The organism is Chromohalobacter moromii (genome assembly GCF_023091865.1).
GTDB classification, from domain to species: Bacteria; Pseudomonadota; Gammaproteobacteria; order Pseudomonadales; family Halomonadaceae; genus Chromohalobacter; species Chromohalobacter moromii.
On the sequence record NZ_JAHXDI010000001.1, the window covers coordinates 568,959 to 584,916 of the forward strand.

General features: G+C 62.1%; 15 protein-coding genes. 8 read left to right on the forward strand and 7 right to left on the reverse strand.

Features of this window, described 5'->3' with window-relative positions; all coding sequences use genetic code 11:
- Positions 1 to 63 precede the first annotated feature (63 nt).
- Genes KZO83_RS02605 through KZO83_RS02615 form a run of 3 tightly spaced genes read left to right on the forward strand, consistent with a single transcriptional unit; the run spans position 64 to position 2,472 of the window.
- Entirely contained in the window at positions 64 to 816 is a 753-nt protein-coding gene (locus KZO83_RS02605; protein WP_246939858.1) for a 5-oxoprolinase subunit PxpA, read from the forward strand.
- Positions 797 to 1,552: a 5-oxoprolinase subunit B family protein gene (locus tag KZO83_RS02610; protein WP_247620168.1), complete on the forward strand. Its 756-nt coding sequence runs from the start codon at positions 797 to 799 to the stop codon at positions 1,550 to 1,552. Before KZO83_RS02605 ends, KZO83_RS02610 begins: the two co-directional genes overlap by 20 nt.
- A complete protein-coding gene (locus tag KZO83_RS02615; RefSeq protein WP_247619652.1) occupies positions 1,549 to 2,472 on the forward strand; it encodes a 5-oxoprolinase subunit C family protein in 924 nt (307 codons plus the stop codon). Before KZO83_RS02610 ends, KZO83_RS02615 begins: the two co-directional genes overlap by 4 nt.
- Before the next feature lie 26 nt (positions 2,473 to 2,498).
- Here KZO83_RS02615 and KZO83_RS02620 read toward each other — a convergent pair whose 3' ends face one another.
- Complete coding sequence (locus KZO83_RS02620; protein WP_247619653.1) at positions 2,499 to 2,936, reverse strand: DUF4174 domain-containing protein; 438 nt, start codon at positions 2,934 to 2,936, stop codon at positions 2,499 to 2,501.
- 180 nt (positions 2,937 to 3,116) lie between these two features.
- Between KZO83_RS02620 and KZO83_RS02625 the strand changes: the two genes are divergently transcribed.
- From KZO83_RS02625 to KZO83_RS02635, 3 genes are all read left to right on the forward strand, one after another.
- Entirely contained in the window at positions 3,117 to 4,034 is a 918-nt protein-coding gene (locus tag KZO83_RS02625) for a MurR/RpiR family transcriptional regulator (RefSeq protein ID WP_247619654.1), read from the forward strand.
- Between the two features lie 46 nt (positions 4,035 to 4,080).
- Entirely contained in the window at positions 4,081 to 5,412 is a 1,332-nt protein-coding gene (locus KZO83_RS02630; RefSeq protein ID WP_247619655.1) for a pyridoxal phosphate-dependent aminotransferase, read from the forward strand.
- A 90-nt stretch (positions 5,413 to 5,502) separates the two neighbouring features.
- Positions 5,503 to 5,898, forward strand: coding sequence for a DUF4168 domain-containing protein (locus tag KZO83_RS02635; RefSeq protein WP_178997988.1), 396 nt, complete (start codon positions 5,503 to 5,505; stop codon positions 5,896 to 5,898).
- 224 nt (positions 5,899 to 6,122) lie between these two features.
- Here the strand turns inward: KZO83_RS02635 and KZO83_RS02640 are convergent, their stop codons facing one another.
- The 3 genes from KZO83_RS02640 to KZO83_RS02650 form a co-directional block, all read right to left on the reverse strand.
- Positions 6,123 to 6,647 carry a hypothetical protein gene (locus KZO83_RS02640; protein WP_075369903.1) on the reverse strand — a complete coding sequence of 175 codons (525 nt, stop codon included), beginning with the start codon at positions 6,645 to 6,647 and terminating at the stop codon, positions 6,123 to 6,125.
- Positions 6,648 to 6,713: 66 nt separating this feature from the next.
- Positions 6,714 to 6,911 carry a CsbD family protein gene (locus KZO83_RS02645; protein WP_075369904.1) on the reverse strand — a complete coding sequence of 66 codons (198 nt, stop codon included), beginning with the start codon at positions 6,909 to 6,911 and terminating at the stop codon, positions 6,714 to 6,716.
- A 119-nt stretch (positions 6,912 to 7,030) separates the two neighbouring features.
- Complete coding sequence (locus KZO83_RS02650) at positions 7,031 to 7,906, reverse strand: AEC family transporter (RefSeq protein ID WP_247619656.1); 876 nt, start codon at positions 7,904 to 7,906, stop codon at positions 7,031 to 7,033.
- A gap of 265 nt (positions 7,907 to 8,171) precedes the next feature.
- On the opposite strand from KZO83_RS02650, the gene KZO83_RS02655 reads away from it, so the two are divergent.
- A complete protein-coding gene (locus KZO83_RS02655; protein ID WP_247619657.1) occupies positions 8,172 to 9,845 on the forward strand; it encodes a multidrug ABC transporter permease/ATP-binding protein in 1,674 nt (557 codons plus the stop codon).
- A gap of 127 nt (positions 9,846 to 9,972) precedes the next feature.
- On the forward strand, positions 9,973 to 12,048 hold the full coding sequence (locus KZO83_RS02660; RefSeq protein WP_247619658.1) for a TonB-dependent siderophore receptor: 2,076 nt from the start codon (positions 9,973 to 9,975) through the stop codon (positions 12,046 to 12,048).
- 194 nt (positions 12,049 to 12,242) lie between these two features.
- Here KZO83_RS02660 and fhuB read toward each other — a convergent pair whose 3' ends face one another.
- The 3 genes from fhuB to KZO83_RS02675 are packed head-to-tail and all read right to left on the reverse strand — an operon-like array spanning position 12,243 to position 15,947.
- On the reverse strand, positions 12,243 to 14,252 hold the full coding sequence (fhuB, locus tag KZO83_RS02665) for a Fe(3+)-hydroxamate ABC transporter permease FhuB (RefSeq protein WP_247619659.1): 2,010 nt from the start codon (positions 14,250 to 14,252) through the stop codon (positions 12,243 to 12,245).
- Positions 14,245 to 15,171, reverse strand: coding sequence for an ABC transporter substrate-binding protein (locus tag KZO83_RS02670; protein WP_247619660.1), 927 nt, complete (start codon positions 15,169 to 15,171; stop codon positions 14,245 to 14,247). The genes fhuB and KZO83_RS02670 overlap by 8 nt, the downstream gene beginning before the upstream one ends.
- A gap of 8 nt (positions 15,172 to 15,179) precedes the next feature.
- A complete protein-coding gene (locus tag KZO83_RS02675; protein WP_011506354.1) occupies positions 15,180 to 15,947 on the reverse strand; it encodes an ATP-binding cassette domain-containing protein in 768 nt (255 codons plus the stop codon).
- Positions 15,948 to 15,958: the final 11 nt, after the last annotated feature.

Consider the following 15,958-nt stretch of genomic DNA (forward strand, 5'->3'; position numbering starts at 1 on the left):
GGGCTTTCTTAGAGTGAAATATCCAAACCGTGAAAGCCGACGACAATAAAAGAGGTCACGTTCATGTCCCTTCCGCTCCTCAACTGCGACATGGGAGAGAGCTTCGGCAACTGGAAAATGGGCCTCGATGACGAGGTCATGCCCTATGTCGATTGCGCCAATATCGCCTGTGGCTTTCATGCCTCCGACCCCGACATCATGCGGCGTACCGTGGCGTTGGCCGTGCAACACGGCGTGCGTGTCGGCGCGCATCCCGCCTATCCCGATCTGCAAGGCTTCGGGCGTCGCTCATTGGCTTGTTCGCCGCGCGAAGTCGAGGACATGATGCTGTACCAGATCGGCGCGCTGGAGGGCATGTGCCGCGCCGAGGGCACGACCGTGAGCTACGTCAAACCCCATGGCGCACTGTACAACGACATGGCCCGCGATCCGGAGCTTTTGCGCGGCGCCATGCGCGCCGTGCTGGCCTATGATCGCACCTTGCCGCTACTCGCCATGGCCACGGCGGACCCGGCGCCGATGCGGGCGCTGGCCGAGGAAATGGGCGTCACGCTGTGGTTCGAGACCTTCGCCGACCGCGCCTACGACTCCCAGGGACGGCTGGTGTCGCGGCGCGAGCCGGGTGCCGTCCACCATGATCGCGAGACCATCGTGGCGCAGGCGGTGACGCTCGCCAAGGGCGAAGCGCTGACCGCCAACGACGGCAGCACGCTGCGTCTAGCCGCCGATACGCTTTGCGTCCACGGCGATAATGCTGAGTCGGTGGCCGCTGTGCGCGCCATTCGTGACGCCTTCGATGGTCTGGCACGGGAGTGAGTCGGTGAGCGACCCAAGTATCGAAACGGTGGGCATGGACAGTCTCATCGTGCGCCTTTTCGACAACATCGACGAAGAGAATATGCCGTGGATGCTAGCCGCCGACCGAGCCTTGCGCGAGGCCTTCGGCGAGGCGCTGATCGATCTGGTGCCGTCCTACACCACGCTGCTGGTGCATTACGATATCCAACGCCTTGATCTGCAGGCCGCTCGAGCCCGGGTGAGCGAGGCGCTGAAAGGCCTCACGCCCGCGACGAGTGGCGAAGGCCAGCGGCATGTGATTCCGGTGTGGTACGACGTTAGTGTCGGGCCGGAGCTCGAGCGCATTGCCGAGCGTCTGGGGGGCAGTCAAGAGGACGTCATCGCGCGGCATTGCGCGCGGGACTACAGCGTCTTCGCGTTGGGTTTCGCACCCGGTTACGCCTTCATGGGGCGTCTCGACGATGCGTTGGCCACGCCGCGCCTGAAGACTCCGCGTCAGAAAGTCGCCGCCGGTAGCGTGGCCATCGCCGAGCGCCAGACGGCGGTTTATCCCACGCTCTCGCCGGGCGGCTGGAACATCGTCGGACGTACGGCTGTGGCACTGTTCGGGCGCGACCGGGAAGGCTATAGCCTATTTCGCCCCGGCGATAAGGTGCGTTTCGAGGCTATCTCCCGCGAGGCATTCATTGAACAGGGTGGCGATCCGACGCCACTGGCCGAGCGCGGCGACACCCCCACGGAGGCCCAGGCATGAAGGGATTGATCGTCGAACGTGCGGGGCCGCTGGCACTGATACAAGATGGCGGACGCTTTGGGGTACGCCATCTCGGCGTGACTCAGGGCGGTGCCGCCGATTGGGTGTCGCTGGGGTGGGCCAATTGGCTGCTGGGTAACGCGCCGCAAGCCCCCGGCGTGGAAATTACCGTGGGCGGCCTGACCCTATACGCTGAGGCTCCGGCGACGCTGGCCCTGACGGGGGCTGATCTAGGCGCGACCCTCGACGATGAGCCATTAGTGCCAGGGTGCCGCTTTACGATCGCTGCCGGGCAGCGCCTGGCGTTCGAGAGTCCTCGAGCCGGTCTGCGTGCCTATCTCGCCTTTCCGGGCGGACTCGATGCCACGCCGGTGCTGGGCAGCGTGGCCAGCACGGTGCGCGAAAGCCTGGGTGGGCTCGATGGCCAGGGGCGCGTGCTGACCGAAGGCGATTGCCTGACATGGTCGGGCGGTGCCGGCCCCGAGCGAACGTTGCCCTCGGGGGTGGGCACGTTACCCGGAGATGGAGAGCGCGTGACGTTGGCGCTGGTCGGCGGCGCGCAAATTGCCGATTTCAGCGGCACCAGCGTATTCGAGGCCTTCAATACCGCTTGGACAATCGATCAACGCACCGACCGCATGGGCGTGCGCCTGACCGGCCCCGAGCTGCATTATCAGGGCGAGGGAATGGTCTCCGAGGGAATTCCGCTGGGTGCCGTCCAGGTGCCCGCCGATGGCCAGCCCATCATTTTGCTCAACGACCGCCAGACCATTGGGGGTTATCCGCGACTCGGTGCGCTGACGCCGCTGGCCTGCGCGCGCTTGGCGCAATGCCAGCCGGGCACCGAGGTATGGCTGACACCGGTGGCGGCGGGGCAGGCGCGTGATGTCCACCTGCGTCAGTTGGCGTGCTGGCGCTGATGCGTGAGAAGGGCGAGGCGGAGCGGTCAGTCGCGCTCCGCTGCCCGCATCGGCATCTGGTCGATGATGTGATAGACAGTCTCCGGCGCCACGAACCCCTCCAGCTGCATTTTCTTGCCGCCGTCCTTACCGATGAGCACCGTGGTGAGCGGTGCGTCGTCATCTAGCGTCAGTGCCTTCAACAGAGCTTGAGTCTCGAAGCGAGTCATCGGCTCGTCGTTGCGATATCCCTGCCCGTTTTCTACCCGGTAGAGCACCATGTCACGTGCCTCGAATTTCGCGTGACTGGCTCTGAGCTGAGTCCGCATGCGCTGGTAATCGTCGTCGCGCTGTGGGGAGACGATCACCAGCGGACGAAAAAGCCCGTGGTCGGTGATCAAGGGATTGGCGGGGTCGGCGGCATGTGCGGTGTTCACCGGGCCAAGCAGCACGAGCATCCAGCAGGCAAGCAGGGCGGTTCGCATGGCATCACTCCTTTGCATGGCATCACTCCTTTGGGAGTACTGCCAGTATGGCAGAGGACTGCAGCCGAGGTAGTTTTCGATATTTTATTTCCCGTATTGCAAATTAATTTGCAATACGGGAGGCGGATGCCTAATCTGGAAGCAGAACCCTTTCAGGGAATGGTGTCAGGAGCCCGCCCCATGTCCGCCGAGAATGTCGACTTGCCTCCCCGGCGCTATGCCGACCTGCAACTGCTGGCGCTGCGTGCTCGACGTGGTGACGCCGCCGACCTGAAGCTTTCCGCTAAGGGACTCGCTTTGCTCGAAGCCCTATTGGCCCAGCCCGAGTCAGTGAGCCTGTCGAGTATCTCGCAGTTGGCGCAGCACCACGGGGTAAACCCTTCGCGCCTGACGCGCCTAGCACACGCGCTCGGCCTGGAAGGCTACAAGGCGCTGCAGGCGCTGTTTCGTGAGGATCTTAGCGATAGCGCCTTCTATTCCACGCGTGCCCAGCGTTTGCTGGATTTCGGTGAGACGCCCCGCGCCGAGGGCGACGCGCTGGCGGATGATCGCGCGCTATGGCAGCAGGAGATGCAAAATCTATCGGCTGCCGTGGACACGCTGGATACGGCGCAACTGACCACGGCAGCGGCTAGCATCCAGCGGGCCCAGCGTATCCACGTCATCGGCCTGCGGGCCAGCTTCGGGGCCGCGCATTACCTGGCGTATTACCTGGATTATCTGCGCGATGGTGTGCACCTGGTCTCGGGACACGCCGGTGTCAGCGTCGAGCAGGCATTACGGCTGGGCGAAGGTGATCTGGTGATCGGTATTGCCTTTAGGCCCGAGTCGCGGATGAGCATCGACTACTGCCGGCTGGCGGTGGAGCAGGGCGCCTCGCTGCTGGCGTTGACGAACCATTCCAACTCGCAGCTGGCCGCGTTGAGCGAATCGACGCTGCTTGCGCCGGCCGAGGGCGCCTTCTTCTTCAACCCCATGAGTAGCCTGTTCATGCTCGTCGAGCTGTTGTTGTCCCGCGTGGCCCGCGAGATGGGGCATGACGCAGTGCTTGCCTTGCGTCAGCGCGAGGCGCTGATCTCGCGTCTGCACGTCGAGTGACGTGTTCGCTTACACCGCTTCTTTTGCCGCTTCTCTGGAGTTTGCCATGACCACTTCTGTCTCTGCCTCCGATGTCCCAGGGCCCGCTCCCAGCGCTGCCGAATGGCTGGACCGGGGCTACGCCGACGATCACAACGCCACCGCCGCCTCGGATACGCTCTTGATCAACGAGCAGTCGCGTCTACTCGAAACGCAGGGGCGGCGCATCACCAAGTTCGGTTTCGGCCAGTCGCCATTTCCGGTCTTTCCCCCTGCGGTGGAGACGCTGGCCGAACACGCCGCCGACAAAGCCTACCTGCCGGTGCAGGGTATGGCGGCGCTGCGCGAACAGGTGGCGGCTTTCCATCGCCACCTGGAGGGCACCGATTGGCGAGCCGAACGCGTGTTGATCGCCCCGGGGAGCAAGCTGCTGCTGTTTGCACTGATGAAGGCCCTGCCACGTGCCGAAGTGCTCATTCCGGCGCCGGCCTGGGTCTCCTATGCGCCACAAGCGCGACTCGCGGGACAGCCGGCGGTGAGGCTGGAAACAAGCTTCGATAGCCGCTGGCTGGTTACGCCGGCACAGCTCGACCGGCATTGCCGTGAGCATGGCCCGAGTCTAAGGCTGCTGATCCTCAATGCGCCTGGCAACCCCACGGGGCTGTCGTATGAGCCCGAGATGCAGCGTGAACTGGCCGCGGTCGCCAAGCGCCATGGCGTGCTGGTGCTCTCCGACGAGATCTACGGGCCGCTTCATCACCGCGGAGAACATCGTCCCTTCGCACTCGATTACCCCGAGGGTACGTTGACCACTAGCGGGCTTTCCAAGTGGTGTGGTGCCGGGGGGTGGCGCTTGGGTATGTTGAATGTGCCCGAAGCGCTGGGCGATGCATTGTTAACGCGCTTGCTGGGGCTCGCCTCGGAAACGTGGTCGAGCGTGGCGAGTCCGGTCCAAGCGGCGGCGATCACCGCGTATAGCGTGACGCCGGCGCTGGAAGCGTATCTCGAGGCCCAGCGGCAATGGTTGAGTGCGATCGGACGCTGGTGCGCGCAACGTCTTGAGGCGGCTGGAATTCGCACGCACGCGCCGGATGGAGGCTTTTATCTGTTCCCCGATTTCAGTGCATATCGCGAGATACTACGAGCGCGTGGGATTGCCACCAGCGCCGAGTTGACCGCCAGGTTGCTCGAAGAGGCCGGCATCGCGCTCTTGCCGGGCAGCGCATTTGGCTGCGAATCGACGCAACTGACGGCGCGCTTGGCCTATGTGGACTTCGATGGCGCGGCGCTTTTGGAACGCGACTACCCCGACGATCTCGAATCGGCGATGGCCGTGCCTGAGCTTGCCACGGTGCGTCATGGAATCGAGGCGTTGGTGGCCTGGTTGAATGGCGCGTGAGCATTTACACTCTGTTACAGGAAAAATGTGAACTCACCCACTACAGTGGCGTCACAATGGCTACGCACACGCAATAACCTGGAGGTATTCATGCAACGGATCACTGCTCTTGTTTCAGCGGCTATGCTGACGACCGGAATGGTAGCGGCACAGGCCGCCATGGCACAGCAGGAAGACCCGGCAGCAAGCGGGACAACCCAGACTCAAGGTGCGTCCTCTCAAGATTTTTCTGACGAACAGCTTCAGCAGTTCGCCGATGCGTCTGAGGAAATCGCTCAAGTTTCCCAGAAGTACACCAAGCAGCTTCAGAACGCGGATGACGAAGCCAAGCAGAAAGAGCTTCGTGAAAAAGCCAATGAAGAGATGGTCAGCGTTGTCGAAGACAGCGGCATGAGCGTCGAAGAGTTCAACTCCATTGGCCAGGCGATCCAGCAGGATCCGCAGCTCATGAAGCGCGTTCAGGGCATGGTCCAAGGCCAGCAGTAAGCGAGCCAGGTATTGCGGTATCGCCGCGCTTTGCGTCGGTGCCAAGTGATATAAGCTTCGCGGAATGGGCCACCTTCGGGTGGCCTTTTTCGTGTTGGGCTTTCTCAAGGACGTCTCGAGAGCGGCTCGTTAGTTCCGTTGCCGCTAAGTCGACATGAAAAAGGCTCGCCATCATGGCGAGCCTTTTTCATGCCTTCACCCGTTATGGGCGGAGAGTCTGACGATCAGTCGCTGATGGCATCGCTGGCATCGTCCAGCAGGTCGGCGGTAGCCGACTTGGTGCTTTGCCAAGCGCTTTCGGCGCCTTGCTTGGTGTCTTTCCATGCTTGGCGGGCCTGCCCTTTGGCATCCTGCCACCAGTCGTTATCGTACTCAGGTAGCTTGGCGACATCATCGCGCGTCATGTCGAGCGTGACGCGATAGTCCAAGTCGTCGAGGTCATCGGCGTTCTGTGTCTCGAGGGTAAAGTTGTCGCGATCGATAACACGATGTGTATCGCCGAGGTCGAGTACGCCCCCGGTTTCGATGACCAAGGCTTGAACGCTCATGTCTTCGCCTAGCAGCACGTCCTCGACATCACCCACATCTTCATTGGGGTTTTCAGTGAGAAAGACGTCAGCATCCATCAATTCATCGGCCGAGTACAGCCCTTGAGGCTGCGTCTCGGACTGCGCGAGGGCAGCCCCTGTCAGGCTCAGGCCGCCGATGAGAATGGCGGTTTGCGTCATACGATGCAGTGAATGGCGCATTGAGAAGCTCCTTCTTCGTCGGTTCTATCTATTCGATGGGTGTCGAATCGCTGGCAGGATGGGTAATTAGATCGAACGAGCCCAGTCATCGGCGCGCTTTTCGGCTTCTTCCTTGGTGATCCCGTATTTGGCTTGCAGCTTGCCGATCAATTGATCGCGCTTGCCGGCGACTTGGTCGAGTTCGTCGTCGGTCATTTCGCCCCAGGACGCTTTGGCCTTGCCTTTGATCTCCGTCCAACGGCCTTCTATCTGATCCCAATTCATGGCGGTTCCTCCTGAACGTTTGCCAACAACGCGCGCGCTTCCTGCACGTCGCGTTCATTACGAAGAATAACAGAGATGTGTGCTTTGACAATTACACGCCATGCGCCAGGGCACACCCGCTACATGAACAGCGCCAGCAGCAGTGGCACGTAGATGAAGGCCAGTAAAGTGGAACAGAACACCAGGCTGGCGACATATTGCGGTTCGCGCCGTGAACGTTGCGCGAAGAGATAGTTGTAGACGGCCACCGGCATGCTCATTTGCAGCACGAGCACGCTCTGCGCTAGGGGCGGGAGGTTTAGAAGCCACCCCACGCCGAAGGCCACGCAAACGGCGAGTACCGTGCGCAGCAGGCTGAAGGCGAGCCCCGAGGACAAGCTGCGCACCTGGATGTTGGCCAGCGAGACGCCGAGGGTGATCAGCATCAAGGGCACGGTGAAGCCGGAGATCAACTCCACGGTGTTGTCGATCCACAACGGCAGGTCGGTATCCGTCAGCAGGATGGCCACCGATAGCAGGATGCTATACACGGTGGGCGTACGCAGCAGACTCTTCAGCGGATTGCTGCGGCTGATCATCATCACGCCGAAGGTGAACTGCACCAGGGCGACCGTCACCATCACGGTAATGGCGTAGGCGAAGCCCTCGCTGCCAAACGCATAAAGTGCCACCGGTAAGCCCATATTGCCGGTGTTGGGATACATCATGGGCGCCAATAGCACGCGCCAGTTCTTGCGCAGTAGGATCGCCATCAGCCAGGTAGCCAGCGCCATGACCAGGAGCACGCCCAGCGTGCTCAGCATGGTACGCCCGAAGATATGGGCATCGATGTTGGCGCCGGAGAGCGAGGCGAGGATCAACGACGGCGTGCCGACATTGAAGACCAGCTTGGTGACGAAGTCGGTGGGATACGTGTATCCCAGGCGTATCCAGAAAAATCCGATACTGGCGCCCACGAACACGGGGGCCATGACAGCGAAGAGTTGGGCGAGCATGCGCGAGCCTGATTCAGGGTCTGCGTCCACGGTGCGGAGGTGGACGGGACGATGTTGAACGCGACTGTGAGGGTCGCGGAAAGTGCCATATGGGGGGCTATTGTCGCCAATCGTGGTGAATCGTTGCAACGTGCATACGAAAACGAGAATCCTTTACCTTGACGTGGCGCGAGAATTGGCAAGAATCATGGGCCACGCTGACATTCATCGGCGTCGCGTATAACGCGGCGCGTCGCCACTTTCAAAAATACGTTTAGAGAATTGCATGGAACTTTTGCGCGTCGTCTATCGCGATTACCGCTGGCCGTTCATCGGCGTCATGGTGTTGAGCCTAGCCAGCGCGGGGCTCGGTATCGGGGTCATCGCCTTCATCAACCAGTACTTGATCGAGGCCCAAGGCGACCCGCTGCTGGTGCTACCCCAGTTCCTGGGACTGATCGCCTTGCTGCTGGCGGTCACGCTCGGTTCGCAATTGGCGCTGACCGTGCTTGGTCACCATTTCGTCTATCGACTGCGCGGGCGTCTCATCAAGCGAATTCTGGATACCGACATCGAGCGTATCGAGCGTCTGGGCAGCGCGCATCTGCTGGCAAGCTTATCCAGCGACATCCGTAATATCACCATCGCCTTCGTGCGACTTCCCGAGCTGGTACAGGGTGTGATCCTGACACTGGGCTCGGCCGCTTATCTGGCCTGGCTCTCGCCGGGGATGCTATTCATCACTGCGCTTTGGGTGGCGGTGACCGTGGTAGGGGGCTGGTATCTGGTATCGCATGTGTATCGCCATTTGGGGCAGGTGCGCGAGACAGAGGATCGGCTCTACAAGGATTACGAGGCGGTGATCGACGGTCGCAAGGAATTGGCGCTCAACCGCGACCGTGCCAAGACGCTGTACGAGGATGTCTACGAGCGCGACGCCAAGGCCTATCGGCATCACATCATCCGCTCTGACACCTTCCATCTGAGTGCGGTGAACTGGTCGAACATCATGATGCTGGGCGCCATTGGCATGGTGTTCTTCCTCGCCAATGGTCTCGGTTGGGCCAATACCAACGTGGCGGCGACCTATTCGCTGACGCTTTTGTTCCTGCGTACGCCCCTGATTCAGGCGGTGGGGGCGTTGCCCACGCTGCTCAGTGCCCAGGTCGCCTTCGACAAGCTCAAGACGCTGGCGTTGACCGAGTATCGCGCCGAGTTCGGCGAGAGCGCCGCGCACGGCGACTGGCAGACACTGGAGCTGCGCGGCGTGACCTTTGCCTATGCTGCGGGCGAGCATGGCAAGGGATTCGAAGTGGGGCCGGTCGATCTCACCTTATCGCGTGGTGAACTGGTGTTTCTGATCGGTGGCAACGGCAGCGGAAAATCGACACTGGCGCGCCTGCTGACCGGGCTCTACCAGCCCCGCAGCGGTGAAATTCTCATCGATGGCGCCCCTGTGAACGAGGCCGGCTGGCAGGCGTTTCGTAGTCGCTTCGCCGCCGTATTCACCGACTTTCATCTCTTCGATCAGGTGATCGGCCCTGATGGCGAGGCACCGGACACGGCCCTGACCGAAGCCTGGATCGCGCGCCTGGGCATGGGCGAGAAGCTGCATTTCGATGGCTGGCGGGTGACCGACACGCAGCTCTCCCAGGGGCAGCGCAAGCGCCTGGCGTTGCTGCTGGCGGTGGCCGAGCAGCGCGATATCCTACTACTCGACGAATGGGCGGCGGACCAGGACCCGCAGTTCCGGCGCATCTTCTACCGCGAGCTGCTGCCCTTGCTGCGCGAACATGGCAAGACCGTCTTCGCCATCAGCCACGACGATCACTACTTCCAGCACGCTGATCGACTACTGGAAATGCGCGCGGGGCAGTTGAGCGAACTGACCGGCGAGATGCGCGAGCGCGTCAGCCGCGACGCCGTGGCACGGCTCGAGAACACATCAGGCGAGGTGTGATGGCGAGCAGGGGCAGCGTTGAACGTTCGTCATTGTGAAAACAAATCACAATTCTTATCATATGCGATAGGCTTTGCTTTATGCGCGCGCCCGGCCGTCCGCTAATAAAATCTCACAAGGAAACCTCATGTCCCGCTCCCATCCCTCGCCTCTACCTTTCAACGTGCTGTCGTCACCGGCCCGCCGCGTGGCGATGGCAACGCTGCTGCTCGGCTGCCCGCTAGCGGCGCAGGCACAAGACGACGTCGCCCAGAGCGACACCGTGGTCGTGACCGCGACGGCGTTGAAGGTTGCTACTCCACTGGTGGAGACGCCGCGTGCTGTGTCGACTGTCCAGCGAGAGGAACTGGAAGAGCGTAATGTCCAGAGCCTCGACGAGACGCTACGCTATCGCTCAGGTGTGCTGTCCGGCCAATACGGTGCTGATAACAATACCGATTGGCTCAAGATCCGGGGCTTTGACCAGGCAACTTATCAGGATGGTCTGCGCATTTACCGCACGGGATACTATCAGTGGTTACCCGAGCCCTATGGTCTAGATCGAGTAGAAGTGTTCAAAGGGCCTGCTTCCATCCTCTATGGCGAGGCGCCCTCTGGTGGCCTGATCAATGCCGTGAGCAAACGGCCTACTGCTGAGAAGCGTGGTGAGATTGAGATTCAGGCCGGTAACCGTAATCATCGCCAATTCGGGGTAGATACTTCGGGGCCTGTCACCGAGAGCGGTGATATGCGCTACCGTTTCGTGGGACTGTACAAGGAGCGTGATGGCGACCTAGAAGGAACTGATAATGAGCGAGTTTACTTTGCGCCGAGTCTTGAGTGGGATATCTCCGATGATACCCAGTTGACCGTGCTGGCCAGCTACCAGAAGGACGATGGTGTTCCCGTCAATCCATTCAAGACGCCCTATGGCACGGTGCAGGACACGCCGTTCGGCAAAGTCGACCCGGAGACGAATTATGGTGCTCCGGACTACGACAAGGACGAGCATACGCAGACGGCCATCGGTTACGAATTCAAGCATCAGCTTGATGACACTTGGAAATTCGAGCAGGATTTCCGCTATAGCCACCTTGATTTGGATTTGCGTAGCACCTATATCTTGTCACGTATTGACGAGCGGACAGCTACTCGTGGTCACCTTCAGCGTGATGGCGATATAGATAGCTTTACCATCGATAATCGAATGATGGGTAAGTGGTATACCGAGCGCACGGAAAATACGCTACTGCTTGGGGTGGATTACCAAAATCTCAGTCTCGATGGCAAGGAATACGATAGTGAGTTTAGTGGTTACGACACCGTCGATATCTTTGACCCACAAGGAGATATCGCTGCTGTTCCCGACGATCAACTAAAACGCCGCCGAATCGATAAAGAGCAACTAGGTCTCTATGTACAGGATCAGTTGCGTATCGACGACCGATGGGTGCTTCTGGGAGCTGTTCGCTACGATCAGGCAGAGACTGATAATGCTGACCGTACTGCTGATACAACGGAACGGGCCGATGATAACCAAGTGTCTTGGTCCGGTGGAGTGATGTATCTCGGGAATCAAGGCATCAACCCATATCTCAGTTATACCGAATCTTTTGAGCCGCAAACTAGCGTTGACGATGGTGGTAATCTCTATGAGCCTCTTGAGGGTGAACAGTGGGAGTTAGGTGTTAAGGTCGCCCCGCCTGGCTGGGATGGCTATTTTACAGTTGCAGTTTTCGATCTTGAGCAACGTAATAGCCTCGTGGCCTCATCAAGCGGTGGCCGTCAGGAGCAGAGCGGTAAGCAGACATCTCAGGGTGTCGAGTTAGAGGGTGTCAGTTATTTGACCAACCAACTGCAGCTCACTGCCGCCTATACTTACACTGACGCTGAAGGCGAGAATGGTGAGCGCAAAGACTTGATCCCACGCCATCAAGCATCGGCTTGGCTCGATTATGATTTTGAGGGGACGGCACTTGATGGGCTGAAGGCCGGTGCGGGTGTCCGTTATGTAGGCGAGTCCTCTGGCGGCAGCACCATTACGGTGCCTGACTATACTGTGGCAGATGCCATGGCGAGCTACGACTTCAATAGTCATTGGACTGCTCAAGTTAACGTTAACAATGTCACCGATGAAGAGTATGTGGCAAGTTGTGAGGCTGACTTCTATTGCTACTACGGCGAGTCGCGCAGTGTGATTGGCAGCCTCAAGTACCGTTGGTAAGCGGAAAATTATACGAAGTCAGAAGAACGATGTAAGAAAATGGCCCGGGGAATCCCGGGCCATTTTTTATTGACCTTTATGCCCCATATGCCGGCATCATTGTCTTCCGTCTTCCGTCTTCCGTCTTCCGTCTTCCGTCTTCCGTCTTCCGTCTTCCGTCTTCCGTCTTCCGTCTTCCGTCTTCCGTCTTCTTCCTACAGCCGCCGCAGCGTCCACATGAAGTAGGCGCCGCCGAGCAGGGAGGACATCAAGCCGGCGGGAATTTCCTGGGGGAATAGCCACTGGCGTCCCAGCCAGTCGGCCAGCACCATCAAGAGCGCCCCCAGCAGGGCGGCGGCGAGCAGGTGCGCGCGTGCTCGCGCCGCGCCCAGCAGGCGTGCCATGTGCGGTGCGAGCAGGCCGACGAAGGAAAGCGGCCCGACCACCAAGGTGGCGGCGGCGGTGAGCAAGGCGACGACGCCCAGCAGCGCGAGACGCGCCCGGTCGACATTGACGCCCAGCGCACGGGCGCTGGAGTTGCCCATCGGCAACAGGTCCAGCCAGCGCGACAGGGATTGCATCGCCAGCGTCAAGATCACGGCGCTTGCCGCCACGGCGACGGCCAGCACGGTGTCGACGTAATAGGTCGAGCCGGACATCCAGGCGAGCAGTTGCTGCGTGCGCGGGTCGCCGTTGGCCAGCACGATACTGCGCAGGGGGTCGAACAGGGCGGTGATGGCGATCCCCGTCAGCAGCACGCGCTCCGGTTGAAAGCCGCTGCGGCGGTTGATCAGCAGCAGTACCCCTAGCGTCGCCAAGGCGCTCAGGGTGCCGGCGATCAGTAGCATCGGCAGGCCCACATCGGGCACGAACATGACCACGCCGATCAGGCCGATGGCGGTGCCGCCACTGATCCCGACGACTTCCGGACTGGCCATGGGATTGCCGGTGACGCGCTGGATCAGCGTGCCGGCCAGGGCGAGTAACGTCCCGGCACCCGCCGCCGCCAGGGTACGCGGCAAGCGCCATTCGTGGGTGGCTTGCCACACCGACCACGAGGGCAGGGCCCAGCCTTGGCCGTCCTGGCCGAGCAGCAGGGATGCCGCGAGCGCGACCAGCAATGCCAGCCCCAGTGCCAGCTGCAGGCGCATCGGATGCCGACGACGTGGCGCCGCCAGCATGGGGGCGGTCTGGGGGCGATCGCCGCCGAGCTTGAGGCGCGGAATCAGCCAGAGCAGCAGCGGGGCGCCGAGGGCGGCGGTGGTCGCGCCGGTGGGAATCATCGTCGGCAGCGCGCCGGAAACATGCTGCAGGAGCTGGTCGGTGGTGGTCAGCAGCAAGGCGCCGAGCAGCGGCGCCCACAGCAAGCGCTGGGGCAGCGTGCGCGCCCCCAGCAGGCGGACGATGGCCGGTGCCGCCAGGCCAATGAAGCCGATGATGCCCACCACGCTGACGACACAGGCGGTGATGAAGACCGCCAGCCCGAGGCTCAGCAAGCGCAGATGCCTGAGCGAGACCCCGAGGCTGCGGGCATTGACGTCGTCGAGCTCGAGAATCGCCAGCGGGCGCAGCATGAGCGCGGCCAGGGCAAGCGCGATGAGCAACCGCGGGAGCAGATAGAGCACGCCGTCCCAGCTGTTCTGCGAGAGCGAGCCCGCGCCCCAGACCATCAGGCCGCGCAGCTCTTCCTGATGGAAGAGGATCAGCGTGGTGCTGACCGCGCCCAGGTAAAGGTTGACCACCAGCCCCGCGAGCACCACCACCATGGGCGCCAGGCCGCGTCGCCAGGCCAGCGCGAACACCAGCCCCATGGCCAGGCCGCCGCCCGCCACGGCCACCCACTCGCGGCCGAGAACGAGCAATCCCGGTGCGAACAGGGTGGCGAGCAGCAGGGCGAGCTGTGCACCGGTGGCGACGCCCAGGGTCGTGGGCGCGGCCAGGGGGTTGCGCAGCACCTGCTGCATCAGCACCCCCGCGATGCCCAGGGCACCGCCCGCCAGCAGAGAGATCGTCCAACGCGGCAGCCAGCTGTAGTGCGTGAGTACCTGTTCGATATTGCGTTCATCGGGCACGAACAAGGCTTGCGCCCACTGTGCGGCCGGCAACTGCGTGGCCAGCGAGTAGCCACTCAAGGCCAGGCAGGCCAGGGCCAGCAGTACGCACAGGCGTGCCGGGGTCATCACGACATGAGGAAACGGCAAGGAGCGAGAGATCCAGTCACGCATCGGGTGCCTCGCGGTGGGCAGCGGTGCGAGGCGCCTCATGCAGGGCCTGGGTCAGGTTGTCGGCGAAACGCCGTGCCGAAGGGGCGCCACCGAAGCTCCATACCGGTGGCAGCGTGAGAACGTCATCGCGACGCACGGACGGCAGGTGTTGCCAGAGCGCGCTCGTCTCGAGGCGTTCCTCGACGCCCACGGGCATTGGATCGACCACGACCAGGCGAGCGTCGTCCAGCCCGGCCAGGGCTTCCAGGCCTACCATGGAGAAGCCCCAGTAATTAGTTTCCCGCTGCCACGCGTTCTCCAGCCCCAGGCGCTGCATGACGGCGTTATAGAGGCTATGGTCGCCGAACACGCGCACATGGCGGGCATCCATGAACTGCACCACGAGCAGGGGCCGTGCCTTGGCCGCGTCGCTCAACCCGTCCCGCAGCTCGGCCAGGTGCGCTTCCAGCGAGGCGAGCAGCGTGTCCGCGCGCTCCTCGCGATTCACGAAGGCGGCGATTTCACGGGTGGCTTTCTCGAGTCGCGTCCACAGGTCGCTACCCGGCGTATACAGCGACACCGTGCTCGTCGGTGCGATACGTTCGAGGCTTGGCTTCAGGGTGCTGAACATCGGCGAGATCAGAATGCGGTCGGGCGACAACTGGGCCAGCAATTCCCGGTTGGGTTGCGCCCGCAGGCCGATGTCGGCCACCTCGGCGGGCAGCGTTGGCGCGCCGACCCATTCGCGGTAGGCGTCGGTTTGTGCCACGCCCACGGGCGTCACGCCGAGGGCCAGCAAGGTTTCGGCGATGGTCCAGTCGACGGTGGCGATACGCGGTGTCTCGGCATTGGCGACATGGGACCAGACCAGCAGCACCAGCGTCAGCAATGTCATGAGCCGCGAGCGACGCAGGCCTTCACGGTTCCAAAATGGCCTCACATCGACTCCTAGTGCAAGACGGCGATGGGGTGCTCGCCGCCGGGGTGGGACATGACACGCATGGGGATGCCATAGATGGCTTCCAGCGTGCTATCGCACATCAACTCGCGGGGCGCGCCCTGGGCCAGGACCTGCCCGCTGTGCAGGGCGACCAGATGATCGCAGTAACGTGCCGCCATGTTGACGTCGTGCAGCACGATCACCACGCCCAGCCCCAGCTCGCGGCACAGCGAGCGCACCAGGGCCAGCACTTCCACCTGATGGGCGATGTCCAGCGCTGCCAGCGGTTCGTCCAGCAGCAGAAACCGGCTTTCCTGGGCCAGCAGCATGGCGAGCCAGACGCGCTGCCGCTCGCCACCGGAGAGAGTGTCGACCAGCCGGTCGGCGAAGGCCTCGGTGTGGGTCAGTGCGATGGCGCGTTCGATCTGGGTCTTGTCCTTGCCGTTGAGCCGGCCGAGCAGGCCGTGCCAGGGATAGCGTCCGAATCCCACCAGCTCGCGGCCGGTGAGGTTGTCGGCGCCGGGCAGGTGCTGTGGCAGGTACGCCACGTGACGGGCGAACTCGCGCGTGCCCCAGTCGGCGAGTGGGCGCTTGTCGAGGCGGATCTCGCCTCGGCTCGGGGCCTGCTGCTGCGCGAGGAGCTTGAGCAGGGTCGACTTGCCCGAGCCATTGTGGCCGATCAGCCCATACACCTTGCCTTCCTCGAAGGCGAGGTCGGTGGGGTGCAACAGGCACTGGCCGTTGACCTCGAAGCTGGCAGCGTCGACGTTGAACATCAGGTGGACCC